Annotated in this window: 13 protein-coding genes; 10 read left to right on the top strand and 3 right to left on the bottom strand. The window is 68.4% G+C overall.

Annotation, left to right across the window (positions count from 1 at the left end):
- The first annotated feature begins 131 nt into the window (after positions 1 to 131).
- Entirely contained in the window at positions 132 to 527 is a 396-nt protein-coding gene (locus QC765_RS01880; protein WP_278312777.1) for a PaaI family thioesterase, read from the top strand.
- Positions 528 to 637: 110 nt separating this feature from the next.
- Here QC765_RS01880 and QC765_RS01875 read toward each other — a convergent pair whose 3' ends face one another.
- On the bottom strand, positions 638 to 2,032 hold the full coding sequence (locus tag QC765_RS01875) for an NAD(P)/FAD-dependent oxidoreductase (RefSeq protein WP_278312717.1): 1,395 nt from the start codon (positions 2,030 to 2,032) through the stop codon (positions 638 to 640).
- A gap of 235 nt (positions 2,033 to 2,267) precedes the next feature.
- Between QC765_RS01875 and QC765_RS01870 the strand changes: the two genes are divergently transcribed.
- The 6 genes from QC765_RS01870 (at position 2,268) to QC765_RS01845 (ending at position 8,532) form a co-directional block, all read left to right on the top strand.
- Positions 2,268 to 2,852 carry an alpha/beta hydrolase gene (locus tag QC765_RS01870; protein ID WP_373876629.1) on the top strand — a complete coding sequence of 195 codons (585 nt, stop codon included), beginning with the start codon at positions 2,268 to 2,270 and terminating at the stop codon, positions 2,850 to 2,852.
- Positions 2,853 to 2,929: 77 nt separating this feature from the next.
- The gene (locus tag QC765_RS01865) at positions 2,930 to 4,225 is read left to right on the top strand and encodes an NAD(P)/FAD-dependent oxidoreductase (protein ID WP_278312715.1); all 1,296 of its coding nucleotides are present in this window, start codon (positions 2,930 to 2,932) and stop codon (positions 4,223 to 4,225) included.
- Positions 4,222 to 4,977, top strand: coding sequence for a DUF1365 domain-containing protein (locus QC765_RS01860; RefSeq protein WP_278312714.1), 756 nt, complete (start codon positions 4,222 to 4,224; stop codon positions 4,975 to 4,977). Before QC765_RS01865 ends, QC765_RS01860 begins: the two co-directional genes overlap by 4 nt.
- 95 nt (positions 4,978 to 5,072) lie before the next feature.
- Positions 5,073 to 6,407, top strand: a complete 1,335-nt coding sequence (locus tag QC765_RS01855) for a class I SAM-dependent methyltransferase (protein WP_373876639.1) — start codon at positions 5,073 to 5,075, stop codon at positions 6,405 to 6,407.
- Entirely contained in the window at positions 6,404 to 7,756 is a 1,353-nt protein-coding gene (locus tag QC765_RS01850) for a class I SAM-dependent methyltransferase (RefSeq protein ID WP_373876628.1), read from the top strand. Before QC765_RS01855 ends, QC765_RS01850 begins: the two co-directional genes overlap by 4 nt.
- A complete protein-coding gene (locus QC765_RS01845) occupies positions 7,753 to 8,532 on the top strand; it encodes a DUF1295 domain-containing protein (protein ID WP_278312712.1) in 780 nt (259 codons plus the stop codon). Before QC765_RS01850 ends, QC765_RS01845 begins: the two co-directional genes overlap by 4 nt.
- 126 nt (positions 8,533 to 8,658) lie before the next feature.
- Here the strand turns inward: QC765_RS01845 and QC765_RS01840 are convergent, their stop codons facing one another.
- Entirely contained in the window at positions 8,659 to 10,101 is a 1,443-nt protein-coding gene (locus tag QC765_RS01840; protein WP_278312711.1) for an alanine/glycine:cation symporter family protein, read from the bottom strand.
- Positions 10,102 to 10,307: 206 nt separating this feature from the next.
- On the bottom strand, positions 10,308 to 11,687 hold the full coding sequence (locus QC765_RS01835) for a DUF2252 domain-containing protein (RefSeq protein ID WP_278312710.1): 1,380 nt from the start codon (positions 11,685 to 11,687) through the stop codon (positions 10,308 to 10,310).
- A gap of 142 nt (positions 11,688 to 11,829) precedes the next feature.
- On the opposite strand from QC765_RS01835, the gene QC765_RS01830 reads away from it, so the two are divergent.
- From QC765_RS01830 to QC765_RS01820, 3 genes are read left to right on the top strand one after another with little or no spacing between them, the layout of a single operon-like run.
- Positions 11,830 to 12,282, top strand: coding sequence for an Hsp20/alpha crystallin family protein (locus QC765_RS01830; RefSeq protein ID WP_278312709.1), 453 nt, complete (start codon positions 11,830 to 11,832; stop codon positions 12,280 to 12,282).
- 57 nt (positions 12,283 to 12,339) lie between these two features.
- Positions 12,340 to 12,939, top strand: coding sequence for a nitroreductase family protein (locus tag QC765_RS01825; RefSeq protein ID WP_278312708.1), 600 nt, complete (start codon positions 12,340 to 12,342; stop codon positions 12,937 to 12,939).
- Positions 12,936 to 13,706, top strand: coding sequence for a fructosamine kinase family protein (locus tag QC765_RS01820; RefSeq protein ID WP_278312707.1), 771 nt, complete (start codon positions 12,936 to 12,938; stop codon positions 13,704 to 13,706). The genes QC765_RS01825 and QC765_RS01820 overlap by 4 nt, the downstream gene beginning before the upstream one ends.
- The last annotated feature ends 31 nt before the right edge of the window (positions 13,707 to 13,737 follow it).

The following is a 13,737-nucleotide window of genomic DNA, read 5'->3' as shown; positions in this document are numbered from 1 at the left end:
CCATGCCAGGATGGGCCTCACGCATACAGTGGCGTGAGGCCCATCTGCTTTCCACGCAAAAGGATTGACACGTGACCACAAGCGACTCCACCGAAGGCTTCCCCGGCGCCATTCCTGACGAGCTCACCGAGATGCTCGAACGCGGGATGGGCAAGTACCTCGGTCTCCGCTACACCGAGATCACCCCCGACTCCGTGCGCGCCCACTGGACCATCCGGCCCGACATGCACCAGCCCGCCGGGCTCGTCCACGGCGGCGTCTACTGCGCGGTCGTGGAATCGCTCGCCAGCGTCGCTGGCACGGCATGGCTCGGCGACACCGGCCACGTGGTCGGGGTCAACAACAACACCGACTTCCTCCGCGCCGTCCGCGAGGGAACCCTCCACGGCCATGCCATTCCGCTGCACCGCGGCAGGCTCCAGCAGCTGTGGCTCGTCAACATCACCGATGAGCAGCACCGGCTCATCGCCCGCGGCCACGTCCGCATCCAGAACATCATCGATTCCGCCAAGCTCGGCACCTCCTGAGGCCCAGCGGAGCCTGGAACTTGTAGCGAACGGCAGCGGCACCGGCAACAGCAGCGGCGCCGGGAACCTTGTCATGGTCCCCGGCGCCGCGCGCTTCGCTAGAGCTTCGGTCAGCTTGCCTCGAGCTCGTCCTGCTTCGCTTGCGCCTTCTTCTGGGCCTCGAGCGATTCGAGGTGATCGATCGCGGTCCGCGCGGTCATCCACTGCTCGGTCACGGTCAGCTGCGCGCGCGAGTTGGTCAGGAACGTCACCGTCCAGGAGAACAGTGTGGCCACGCGGCTCTTGAAGCCCACGATGTACACCAGGTGCACCGCGAGCCACATCAGCCAGCCGATGAACCCACTGATGTTGATCTTGCCGACCTGGGCGACGGCGCTGTACTTCGACACGGCGGCCATGTTGCCCTTGTTGAAGTAGGAGAAGGGCTTGCGCTCCGGGACGGGCTGCCCCTTCTTCTCGGCCTTGATCTCCTTCTTGATCGCCTTCGCCGAGTAGCGACCACCCTGGATGGCGACCTGCGCGACGCCTGGCAGTCCGTCGAGGGCCATCATGTCGCCGACGACGAAGATGTTGGGCTGCCCCTTGACCGTCAGGTCCGGGTTGACCTCGACGCGGCCAGCGCGATCCACCCCGGAGCCGGTCTGGTCAGCGAGGATCTTGCCGAGCGGGCTCGCCGCCACGCCCGCTGCCCACAGCTTGCAGTACGAGGTGATGCGCTGCTCCTCGCCCTCCTTGTTCTTCACCACGATGCCGTTCTCATCGACATCGGTGACGAACGTGTTCAGCATGATCTCCACGCCGAGCTTCTCGAGCCGCTGCTGCGCCTTCATGCCGAGCTTCGGGCCGAACGGCGGGAGCACCTGCGGGGCAGCGTCGAGAAGGATGACACGGGCCTGGCCGGGATCGATGTTGCGGAACGCGCCCTCGAGGGTGTCCTTGGCGAGCTCGGCGATCTGCCCGGCCATCTCGACACCGGTGGGGCCCGCGCCGACGACGACGAAGGTGAGCAGCTTCTCCTGCTCCACCGGATCGTTGGACAGCTCCGCGAGCTCGAACGCGGAGACGATCTTTCCGCGAAGCTCGAGCGCGTGGTCGACGGTCTTCATGCCGGGCGCGTGCTTGGCGAAGTGATCATTGCCGAAGTAGGACTGCTCCGCGCCCGCCGCGACGATGAGGCTGTCATAGGAGCTGACGGTGATATGGCCGAACTGCTCGGAGGTGATGGTCTTGTTCTGCACGTCGATGTCGATGACCTCGCCCATCAGCACGCGCGCGTTCTTCTGCTTGCGCAGCACGACACGGGTGGGGGCAGCGATCTCGCCAACGGACAGGATGCCAGTGGCCACCTGGTACAGCAGCGGCTGGAACAGGTGGTGGGTGGTGCGGGCGATCATCGTGACGTCCACATCGGCCCGCTTCAGCGCCTGGGTCGCGAACAATCCCCCGAAACCGGATCCGATGATGACGACCTGGTGCCGCTGAGTGGTTGCGGGCTCATTACCCATGGCAGGCTCCTTTGATTGCAAGGCTGGGTTTCCAGCGTAGTGACGTGCGCACGCCGCGGGAATGGGATCTCCATAATTCCAGCGGCAGTCTCCCCACTACTTTCTCACTTCGCGGGAATGCGCCGCTGCACCAGGGTGTCCAAATGTGTCCGATATCGCACTTCGTGCTGTTTGGCATGGTGAGGGTGAGGCACTTCACTGCCCCAGCGCCCATCCGGCCGCCTCGCGGGCGCGAATGCCTGGTGTGAACGCAATCGTGCTCGTGCTCCCCGGCGGCAAGGTCCGCGACGCCCGCCCGATGCGCCCCTGGCACCTCGCCGCGGTGCGGATGCGGCCGTTCACCGCTGCGCTCCGCGCGGTGCCAGGCCTTGACGTGGCACAGGTCAGCTACAGCCAGCGCGGCTGGAACGGGGACGGCGCGGCAGTGCGAAACGACGCCATGCTCGTTCTGCAGCAGCGCCTCGCATTGCATCCCGATGCCCCCGTCGTGCTGGTCGGGCATTCCATGGGTGGCAGGCTCGCGGCGAACCTCGCGTCGCATCCGGCGGTGCGCGGAGTGGTGGCGCTCGCCCCGTGGTGGCCGGATGACGAGGGGTCGCTGCTCGCAGCGGGCCAGCGCGTGCATGTGCTGCATGGCACCGCGGATCGGTGGACCGACCCCTCCGCGTCCCGGCGCGAGACGCTCCGCGCCAGCAACGCCGGTGTGGAAGCATCATGGCATCCCGTCGAGGGCGCCGGGCACTTCATGCTGCGCGATCCATCCCGCTGGCACCACTGGACCGTCGATCGCGTGCAAGAGATCGCTGCGCTGCCGCGCTAGGCGCGCGCGATAGCACCGAACCGATCAGTCGGCTGCTCCGAATGCTTAGTGAACTACAGGACCACGAGGGGGAATCCATGGCACGAGTGACCCACCAGGACAGGCGGGTAGCCGTGATCGGCAGCGGTGTCGCGGGACTCACCGCGGCGTGGGTGCTGCGCACGGGCGCGAACGTGACGCTTTTCGAGGCGGACGCGCGGCTCGGGGGCCACGCCGACACCCACGAGGTGCCTGTTGGTGGAGCGACCGTGCCCGTCGACACCGGCTTCATCGTGCACAACGACCGCACCTATCCCACCCTGCTGAGGCTCTTCGCCGAGCTGGGCGTGGAGACCCAGGAGACCGACATGAGCATGTCGGTGCGCTGCGACGGATGTGGCCTCGAGTACGCCGGTGGCAAGAAGGCGCCCGGCATCATTCCCACCGCGCGCACCCTCGGCCGTGGCCGCTACCTGCGCATGCTCGCCGAGGTCAAGCGCTTCCACCGCGCGGCCCGGCGGGTGCTCGACACCGATGAGCACGACGCGCGCGACGAGCACGACATCACCCTCGGCGCGTTCCTCGAGGCAGGCGGCTTCTCGTCCTACTTCGCCCAGCACTTCGTCACCCCGCTCGTCTCGGCGGTGTGGTCGTGCAACCCCGGTACGGCCCTGCAGTACCCGGCCCGCTACCTGTTCGCTTTCCTCGACCATCACGGGATGCTCAGCGTCACGGGATCACCGACCTGGCGCACCGTCACGGGGGGCTCCCGCGAGTACGTCGCGCGGGTGGCCAAGCACCTCGACGCGGTGCACACCTCCACCCCGGTGCGGTCGGTTCGCGAGGGGAAGGACCATGTGCTCGTGGTCGGGGCGAGCGGCGAGCGCATGAAGTTCGACGCCGTGGTGATCGCCACGCATCCCCACCAGGCGCTGGCCATGCTGCCCTCGGCGACCCCCGAGCAGCGCGAGGTCCTCGGAGCCATCCACTACACGCCCAACAAGGCGCAGCTGCACACCGACGAGTCCGTCCTGCCGGTCGCGCGCCGTGCCCGGGCATCGTGGAACTACCGCATCCCCTCCTGTGATGCCGATCCGGAGAACGTGCTCGTCAGCTATGACATGACGCGGCTGCAGCGCCTCGGCGCGCTCGACGGGCGCCGCTTCGTCGTCACCCTCGGTGGCGAGCACCTCATCGATAGCGGCACGGTGATCGACACGATGGACTACGAGCATCCGCAGTACACGCCCGAGGCCGTCGCCGCCCAGCGCAGGCTGCCTGGCATCAGCACGAGCCGCATCGCCTTCGCCGGGGCCTACCACGGTTGGGGATTCCACGAGGACGGCGCGCTATCGGGCCTGCGCGCTGCTGAGCACCTCGGCGGGTCCTGGTGACCAGCCCGACGGTCCGCACCTACCCGGGGGCGCTGTATCCCACCCGGGTTCGGCACGTGCGCCGGGCACCGCTGCGCAACGAGTTCACCTACCGGAGCTACTGGTGGCTCGTCGACCTCGACCGGCTGCCCGTGCTGCCCTGGTGGCTGCGACCGCTCGCTCGCTTCGAGGCCCGCGATCACCTGGGCGACCCGGCGCGGTCCATCCGCGAGAACGTCGACGCCTTCCTCGCCACCCGCGGGATCGACCTGCGGGGCGGGACCATCCTGATGCTTGCCAGCGCGCGCGTGCTCGGCGTCAACTTCAATCCACTGTCCGTGTTCTGGTGCTTCGGCGCCGACGGCGAGCTGCGCTGCGTCATCGCCGAGGTGCGCAACACCTACGGCGAGCGGCACTGCTACCTGCTGCCCGTCGAGGCCGCCGTCGAGCCAGGCGGAGCGCGGGTGGCCAAGGAGTTCTATGTCTCCCCGTTCAATGACGTATCGGGCGACTACGAGCTCCGGCTGCCCGTGCCCGGCGAGAAGCTCGGGCTCGCGATCGTGCTGCATCGCAGCGCCCAGCCGCCGTTCGTCGCCTCGGTGACCGGAACGCGGCGGCCCATCACCCGCCGCACCCTGCTGCGGGCGTTCGCGAGCGTTCCCTGGGCGCCGCTGCGGGTGATCGTGCAGATCCGCTGGCAGGGGATCAAGCTGTGGGCGCGGCGGTTGCCCATCCAGCCCCGGCCAGCCCATGCCAGGCAGGAGGGCACGTAGTGAAGCGAACCACGGCCGAAGCGAGCCCGCGCCCCGCGCTCGCACGTCATGATCAGCATGAGACCACCATCCCCAGGAAGAAAGTGGCAGGCACGATGAACACCGACGCTGCGACAACATCGCCGGAAGCGATCACCGCGCCGGCTCCACCCTCCGCCATCGATCCCGAGCGCTGGCCCGGAGTGGCCTCGCCACCGAGTGGTCCCATCGCGCGCGGTCGCGGCCGCGTGGCGCGGCGCATCTTCCACCGCGCGGTCAAGGACATGCCGCTCCGGGTGGAGTGGCCCGACGGCACGATCTGGGGAAGCCCCGAGCCAGGCGCTCCCGCGCCGCGGATGATCCTCCGCCGGCCCGTCGACTTCTTCGACCGCCTCGGCTGCGGCGCGCTGATCGGGTTCGGCGAGGCCTACATGGCCGGCGACTGGGACGCCGATGACCTCGAGGCCGTGCTCGAGGTGTTCGCCCGCAACCTCACCAGCCTCGTGCCCGCGCCCCTGCAACGACTGCGCGCGGCACTGATCGCCCGGCAGCCCCGCAGCGAGCGCAACTCCACCGAGAACTCCCGCTCCAACATCTCCCGGCACTACGACTTGTCCAACGAGTTCTTCCGGCTCTTCCTCGACGAGTCCATGACCTACTCGGCCGCCCTGTTCACCGACCCCGATGGGGCCGGATGGGAGGACTTCGCCGCGGCGCAGCGCCGCAAGATCGATCGCCTGCTCGACCAGGCTGGCGTCGGCGAGGGCACGCGACTGCTCGAGATCGGCACCGGATGGGGGGAGCTTGCCGTTCGGGCCGCCCAGCGCGGCGCCCGCGTGCGCACCGTCACTCTCTCCACCGCCCAGGCCGAGATCGCCCGGCAACGCGTCACCGAGAACGGCTTGAGCGAGCTCGTCGACGTTGATGTCCTCGACTACCGCTTCGTCGAGGGCGAGTTCGACGCGATCGTCTCGGTCGAGATGATCGAGGCCGTCGGCTACCAGTACTGGACCACCTACTTCCAGAAGATCGACGAGCTGCTCGCGCCCGGCGGCAGGGTCGCTATCCAGGCGATCACGATGCCGCACGAGCGCATGATGGCCACGCGCAACACCTACACGTGGATCCACAAGTACATCTTCCCCGGCGGCCTGATTCCCTCTGTCCAGGCCATCGACGACACCGTCACCAGGAACACGAGCCTGCGCATCGCTGACCGGCTCGGAATGGGCCTGCACTACGCCCGCACGCTGCGGCTGTGGGAGGACCGCTTCACCGCGACGTTCGACGAGGCTCGCGAGCTCGGCTTCGACGATGTCTTCCGGCGAATGTGGAAGTTCTACCTCAACTACTCCGAGGCCGGGTTCGCGGCCCGCTACCTCGATGTGGAGCAGATCGTGTTCACCCGCCCCGGCGAGTCCAGCGACGAGCATGTGGAGGCCCACTCGTGACGACCACCGCCGCCCGGGAGGCCCAGAAGAACAAGGCTGCATCGAACGGTGCCGCCGGGCTGATCGCCGAGGTGCTCGAGCCGATCACTGGGAGTCCTCTGCCCGTGCACATCACCATGTGGGACGGCAGCACCGCCGGCCCCGAGGATGCCCCGCGGGTGCGCATCACCAGCCCCGACGCGCTGCGGCGGATCCTCTGGCATCCCGGCGAGCTCGGAGCCGCCCAGGCCTACGTCACCGGCGAGATCGACGTCGAGGGCGATCTCGGCGAGGCCCTCGACCACGTCTGGAACATCGTTCGCGAGCGCGGGCTCGCCGCGGTCCGCCCCGGCCCCCGGTTGATCGCCCGGCTCGCGCGTACCGCCCGGCAGCTCGATGCCCTCGGCCTCGATCCGCAGCCACCTGCCACCCAGGCCCGCGTCCGCGGTCGCCTGCACAGCCCCGGTCGTGATCGGCAGGCCATCAGCCACCACTACGACCTGTCCAACGACTTCTACGCACTGATCCTCGAGCCCAACATGGCCTACTCGTGCGGCTACTGGACCTCCCGCGAGCCCGGCTACACCGTCGAGGACGCGCAGCGCGACAAGCTCGACCTCGTGTGCCGCAAGGTCGGGCTCCGGCCTGGCATGCGCATGCTCGACATCGGCTGCGGCTGGGGATCGCTCAGCATTCACGCCGCCGCGAACTACGGTGTCTCCGTCGTGGGCGTCACCATCTCGGCCGAGCAGAAGCGCTTCGCCGATGATCGCATCGAGCGCCTGGGCCTGCAGGACAAGGTGGAGATCCGGCTGCAGGACTACCGCGAGATCCCCGACGGCCCGTTCGACGCGGTCACCTCCCTCGAGATGGGCGAGCATGTCGGCCAGCGCAACTATCCGCGCTACGCCCGCGCCCTCCACGACAACGTGCGCCCCGGCGGGCGAGTGCTTATCCAGCAGATGTCGCGGCGCGGCAACCATCCCGGCGGCGGGCCCTTCATCGAGTCCTTCATCGCGCCGGACATGCACATGCGCCCCGTCGGCGAGACCATCGCCATGCTCGAGGCGCCCGGACTGGAGCTCCGTGACGTCCACGCATTGCGCGAGCACTACGAATGGACCGTCAACGCCTGGCTCGATACCTTCGAGTCCCACTGGGACGATGCCGTCGCCCTGGTCGGTGAGGAGATGGCCCGCGTCTGGCGGCTCTACCTCGTCGGTGGTGCCCGGGCATTCCGTGACGGGCGCATGGGCGTGGACCAGCTCCTGCTCGTGCGCGCCGGCGATCGCGGCGATTCCGGCTTCCCCGACGTGCGCCCGCAATGGGTCGGGACGGATCGCTCGGATCGGGGAGGACACCAGCAATGACGGACTTCCTGATCGTCAGCGCGGCCAGCCTGCTCGCGGTGATCGTGCTCATGGCGATCACCGCCCGCATCGGCTTCACGCTCGGCAGGCACAACGTCGTCGACGTCACCTGGGGGCTCGCGTTCGTGGTCATCGCGCTGGTGTCCGCCATCGTGGGCACGGGCGAGCCCGCCCGGCGCATCGTGGTGGCGCTGCTGGTAACCGCCTGGGGGCTGCGGCTCTCGTGGCACTTGCTGCAGCGCACCCGCGGCCACGGCGAGGATCCTCGCTACGCGGCGATGCTCGAGCGCCACGGCAGCGACTCGCCCTGGGTGCCCATCACGCGGATCTACCTCACCCAGGCTCTCGCGGCTTGGTTCATCTCGCTGCCCATCCAGGTGGCCGCCATCTCCGACGGGCCGCTCGGGTGGATCGCGTTCGCCGGGATCCTGCTGTGGATCGTCGGCGTGCTGTTCGAGGCGGTCGGCGATCACCAGCTGCGCGTGTTCAAGGCGGACCGCGCCAACCGCGGCAAGATCATGGACCGTGGCCTCTGGTCGTGGACCCGTCACCCCAACTACTTCGGTGACGCGTGCGTGTGGTGGGGGATCTTCCTCATCGCCGCCGACGTATGGCCTGGTGCGCTGACGGTGCTGTCGCCCGTCGTCATGACGTACTTCCTCGTTCATGCGACCGGTGCACGCTTGCTCGAGCAGCACATGGCGGAACGGCCCGGGTTCCGCGAGTACCAGGAGCGCACAAGCTACTTCGTGCCCCTGCCACCGCGGCGCGGCTAGGCCCTGGCCTGGGCTGGCGGCTGGCCCCGCCCGCGGCGGCGAGTGTGCGAGAAACGACAGGCTAGAGCGCTAGAGCTGACGTTTTTCGCACACTCGCGGCGCAGGGCCACACTCGCGGGGCGGTGGCTACCGGGTCTCAGCGACACCCGCGGATTCCGTGCGCGACCCCCAGCACTCGACCCCGGTCAGTTCCGGCATGTCGCTGCGCACGAACACCGGGTCGAGGCCTTGCTTGCGCTGCTCCCGGTAATGCTTGAGCAGCCGGAACGCCACCACTGATAGTGGCGCGATGACCAGCAGGTTGATGGTGACCATGAAGCCCATGCTGAGGTCGGCGAGCGACCAGACCAGGGCGAGGGACGCCACCGACCCGAGGAAAACACACGCCACCACTGCCATGCGGAACAACTGGATGGCCAAGGTGGAGCTATTGAGGAAGGCCATGTTGGCCTCGCCGACGTAGTAGTTGCCGAGCACGGAGCTGAACGCGAGGAAGAAGATCACCACGGCGAGGTAGTGGATGGCCCAGTCGCCGAACTGCATGGCAAGGGCCTCCTGCGTGAGGGAGGCGCCCTCGCGGCCCACGCCGTAGGACGGATCGGCGAGCAGGATGATGAACGCGGTCATCGAGCAGATGAGCAGTGTGTCGAAGTACACGCCGAGGGACTGGACGAGTCCCTGCTTGACCGGGTGGGAGACCGCGGCGGTGGCACTGACGTTTGGGATGGATCCCATGCCCGCCTCGTTCGAGTAGAGGCCGCGGCGGATGCCGTTCATGATGACCGCGGCGATCCCGCCCCCGACGATCTCCTGGATGCCGAAGGCGTTCTCGAGGATCAGCAGGAACATGCCGGGCACCTCGCCGATGTTCAGCGCGATGACAACGAGCCCGAGCCCTACGTAGGACAATGCCATGACGGGCACGAGCACCTCGGTGACGCGCGCGATGCGCCGCACCCCGCCGAACACGACGAGGGCGGTGAGCGCGGCGAGGATCACCCCGATGCCGATGGTGAACATCCCGGAGCTATTGCCGGTGGAGGTCTGCACGACATCGGAGATGGTGTTGGCCTGCACGGTGTTGAACACCAGCGAATAGGTGATCAGCGCGATGAGCGAGAAAGCGATCGCGATGTGGCGGTTCCGGAGCCCGTAGGTGATGTAGTACGCGGGACCGCCGCGGTAGGAGTCGACATCCTTGATCTTGTAGAGCTGCGCGAGAGTGGATTCGATGAACGCGGTGGCGGCGCCGATGATGGCGGTGAGCCACATCCAGAAGATCGCGCCAGGCCCGCCGATGGTGATGGCGATCGCCACGCCGGCGATGTTGCCGGTACCGACCCGCGCCGCGGCCGCGATGGTGAACGACTGGAAAGCGGAGAGGCCCTTCCTTCCGTTCTCCATGACGAGCGCGGGCTCGGCGACAGAGCGGAACATGTCGCCGATCATGGTGATCTGCAGGACCCCGGACCGGACGGTGTAGTAGATGCCGGACAGGAGGAGCACCGCGACAACGAAGTACCAGTAGATGTCGTTGATGCTGGTGATCGCGTCGATGACGTCTTCCAAGGCAGTGACCCCCAGGGGTGTGGCCCAGCACGAGGCCCGGCATGGTCGGTTGGCTGTGCCGAGCCTATCCCCGGGAACCCGTGTTACAAGCGCTTTTCCGGCTTCACGGGGCAGCGGCCACGACGCTGAGCTGTGCGAACAGCCGCGATGCCCGGTTCCTCCTGATCGATGGTGTTACGTGGAGTTCACGGCGGGATCCGCGGTGCTCACACATCGCGCTGGATGGGCAGATCACCGGAGTCGATGAGGCTGGTGAACTCGCTGTAGTCCTTCTCGATCTGGTCGGCGTAGGAATTGGCATAGGCGGCGATCGCCTTGTCGAAGTGCTTGCCCTTGCGGAGGTAGGCGCTCAGCGCGCGGGGGTCGCCGGTGCGGGCATGGGCGCGCGCGAGAAGTGCGCCAGTGAGGCGGCCGTAGTCGTCGAGGTTCTTGCTGGTGAGCGTCTCCGGATCGATGTCGGCCTTGTGGTTGCGGAACTGGCGCACGTAGTAGTGCTGGTCGTCGATGCTGGTCCAGCCGAGGGTGACGTCGTGGTCGGCCTGGACGAGCTTGGTGCCCTCGATCACGCGCTGCCCGTGGTGCTCGGGGGCCGTGTAGCGAACGTAGGGGTCGAGCTGGGATGCCGTGGCTTGCTTGACCTGCAGGATGAGCGCTTCCCCCGCGTTGCCCTCGAGCAGCACGAGGTAGCTGCGCAGGCCGACGCTTCCCGTGCCGACGATGCGGTGGACCACGTCGTGGGGGCGATAGCGGCGCAGGAGGGTCCGCTGGGCGGCGGGCACGGTCTCGATGTAGTGGCGAAGTGCCTCGATGACCTTTGCCTCGACGTCGTCGGTGACGTGGGTGCGGATCGGGGGATCGTCGGTGAAGCGCCAGTGGTCGCCGTCCTGGACCGTCCACTTGTCGGCGACGCGACGGTTGGCGTTGCGCTGGGCTTTCTCGCGCGCGTCCTCGAGATCGTCCTCGAGGTGCTTGGCCTTGATCTCGCTGATGGCGGAGTCGTCGGGGAGGGTGCGCCAGGAGTCGAGGAAGGTGAGGTCGGCGAGCCGGTGCATGGTGCGGCGATAGGCGCGGGAGGCATGGCGGGCGGCCTTGCTGTAGGAGTCGCGGTCGATGCCGTTGTCGCGCCCGGCGAGGACGAGGCTGGCGGCGAGGCGCTTGAGGTCCCATTCCCAGGGGCCGGGCACGGTCTCGTCGAAGTCGTTGACGTCCATGATGATTCCGCCGAGGCGTCCGGCGAAGAGTCCGAAGTTGGCGGCGTGGGCGTCGCCGCAGAGCTGTGCGTGCAGATGCGTGACGGGATCGTCATGGAGGTCGTGGGCCATCAGGCCGGCGGTGCCGCGGTAGAAGGTGAACGGCGTCTCGCTCATGCGGCCGAGGCGGATGGGAATGAGTTCCTCGACGCGTCCCTCGTTGGTGCGGTGGATGTGCTCGGCGATGGTGGGGCGCGAAGGGGAGAGGGTGAGCTCGGCGTGGGCCTCGAAGGGGACGGTCTCGCGGAGGGCCTGGCCGAGATCGCGGGCCTCGTCGGCGCTGAGCCAGGCGTGCTCGGCGTCGGCGAAGAGGTTTCTCTGGGTGCGCGCGTCCATGCGCCAACTCTGCCTGACACGCGCCCTGGCGCGCCAGCATTGAGTGGAATACACTCAACTATGCCAATGTTATGTCAGGTGCGAGGGGCTGCCGAAGTCCCTCCACCAGTAGTACAAGCATTCGGATGAAGGAGGATCAACGATGGCACTTCCAGCTCGACGCGCCGCTGCCACCCCGGCCCTGGGCCGCTGGGATCCGTTCCGCGACTTCGAGGAGCTCTACGACCGGCTCGGCCGATGGCTCGACACCTCGCCCGGTGACGCCCCCGCGGCGTGGGTGCCCAACGTCGACATCGAGGAGACCGACACCGCCTACAAGGTCGAGGCAGAACTGCCCGGAGTGAGCAAGGACAACGTCGCGATCGAGTACCGCGACGGCGTCCTGCATATCTCTGGCGAGGTGGAGGAGAAGGAGCGCGACGGCATCGTCCATCGCCGCACCCGGCGCACTGGACGATTCAGCTACCAGGTGAGCCTGCCCACCGAGATCGACCACGACAATATCGGCGCGCAGCTCAACGATGGCGTCCTCGCCGTCACGCTGCCCAAGTCGGCAAAGCGCGACAGCGCGCGCAAGATCGAGATCACCGGGTGATCGAACCGCGTGCCCGGGCCACCTGCCGGCCCGGGCACGCGCGCTACCGTGGACCCCGTGGCCTCCATCGAACATCGTCCCTCGCCGATCGCCGACCTGCTCTCGGCGCGCCGCTCGTTCCTCACGCTCACTGACGAGGCGCCCAGCGACTCCGATATCACCCGCCTCGTGCAGGCCTGCACGTCCGTGGCCGATCACAAGGCGTTGCGCCCCTGGCGGATCATCACCCTGCGCGGCGCGGCCCGCGAGCGCATGGGCGCGGCGATCGCCCGCAACGTCCACGGCGATGCGTCGGCGCTCACGGACCCCGAGCAGATCGAGGACGCGCGCAAGCTCGCCGCCAAGCCCTTGCGCGCCCCGCTGCTGATCGCCCTCGTGCATCGCGCGGTGCGCCACCCCAGCGTCCCGGAATGGGAACAGATCGCTACGGCGGCGGGCGTGGGGCACTATCTCTCGCTGCTGCTGCATGACGAGGGGTGGGGCGTGGTGTGGCGCACCGGGCCCTTCGTGGACATGCCCGAGGTGGCTGAGATGCATGGCCTCGCGGGCACTGAGCGCCTGCTCGGATGGTTGTACATCGGCGGCATCGAGCCGGGGGACGACAAGCCCCGCAACCGCAAGATCGACGCCGATCAGCTCATCACGCGGCTGGCATGAGCTTCACCAAGACCGACGACGCGGGCAACGGCCCCGGATTCTTCGCCGCGGAGGCAGCGGGGCTGCGCTGGCTCGCCGAAGGCGGGCTTCCCGTCGTCACGGTGCACGATGCTGGCGACGGGCACATCACCCTTGAGCGGCTCGAGCACGCGGCCCCGAGCGCAGGGGCAGCACGGGAGTTCGGCGCTGCGCTCGCGCGCTGCCACGCGTCCGGCGCCCCCGGGTTCGGCGCGCCGCCCGCGGGCCACGACGGCGGTCTCTACATCGGCACCCAGCCGATGCCCGCGGGGCCAGGCAGTGATCCGGCCTCGTGGGGCTCCTTCTATGCCGCCAATCGCGTGCTGCCGTTCGTGCCGCGCGCGCGACGCCTCGGCATGCTCACCGCGGCCGCTGCCCGCACCGTGGACGCGGCCTGCGCGAAGATCGCGGCGGGTGCCTTCGACGATGGCGCGGCGCCCGCTCGCCTCCATGGCGACCTCTGGTCGGGCAATGTCATGTGGACTCCACGCGGTGCGGTCGCGATCGATCCGGCGGCGCACGGCGGCCACGCGGAGACCGATCTCGCGATGCTCGCGCTCTTCGGCTGCCCGATGCTCGGCGAGATCCTGCGGGGGTACGAGACGATCGCTCCGCTGCGGGACGGCTGGCGCGACCGGATACCGCTGCACCAGCTCCATCCGCTTGCCGTGCACGCGGCAGGACAGGGGGCGCACTACGGGGAAGCGCTCGAGCGCGCCGCGCGACAGGTCCTCGCGCTGTGCCAATAGCCGGGCCGATGGCCGGGCCGGGTGGGGGTTT

The organism is Hoyosella levis, assembly GCF_026008515.1.
GTDB classification, from domain to species: Bacteria; Actinomycetota; Actinomycetes; order Mycobacteriales; family Mycobacteriaceae; genus Lolliginicoccus; species Lolliginicoccus levis.
The sequence above is the reverse complement of the archived record's forward strand: the minus strand, read 5'-3'. Positions and strand labels throughout refer to the sequence as shown.

Coding starts and splice junctions, on each gene's coding strand:
- QC765_RS01880 (WP_278312777.1), top strand. CDS start 132: ATGCTCGAACGCGGGATGGGCAAGTACCTCGGTCTCCGCTACACCGAG.
- QC765_RS01875 (WP_278312717.1), bottom strand. CDS start 2,032: ATGGGTAATGAGCCCGCAACCACTCAGCGGCACCAGGTCGTCATCATC.
- QC765_RS01870 (WP_373876629.1), top strand. CDS start 2,268: ATGCCTGGTGTGAACGCAATCGTGCTCGTGCTCCCCGGCGGCAAGGTC.
- QC765_RS01865 (WP_278312715.1), top strand. CDS start 2,930: ATGGCACGAGTGACCCACCAGGACAGGCGGGTAGCCGTGATCGGCAGC.
- QC765_RS01855 (WP_373876639.1), top strand. CDS start 5,073: ATGAACACCGACGCTGCGACAACATCGCCGGAAGCGATCACCGCGCCG.
- QC765_RS01845 (WP_278312712.1), top strand. CDS start 7,753: ATGACGGACTTCCTGATCGTCAGCGCGGCCAGCCTGCTCGCGGTGATC.
- QC765_RS01835 (WP_278312710.1), bottom strand. CDS start 11,687: ATGGACGCGCGCACCCAGAGAAACCTCTTCGCCGACGCCGAGCACGCC.
- QC765_RS01830 (WP_278312709.1), top strand. CDS start 11,830: ATGGCACTTCCAGCTCGACGCGCCGCTGCCACCCCGGCCCTGGGCCGC.
- QC765_RS01820 (WP_278312707.1), top strand. CDS start 12,936: ATGAGCTTCACCAAGACCGACGACGCGGGCAACGGCCCCGGATTCTTC.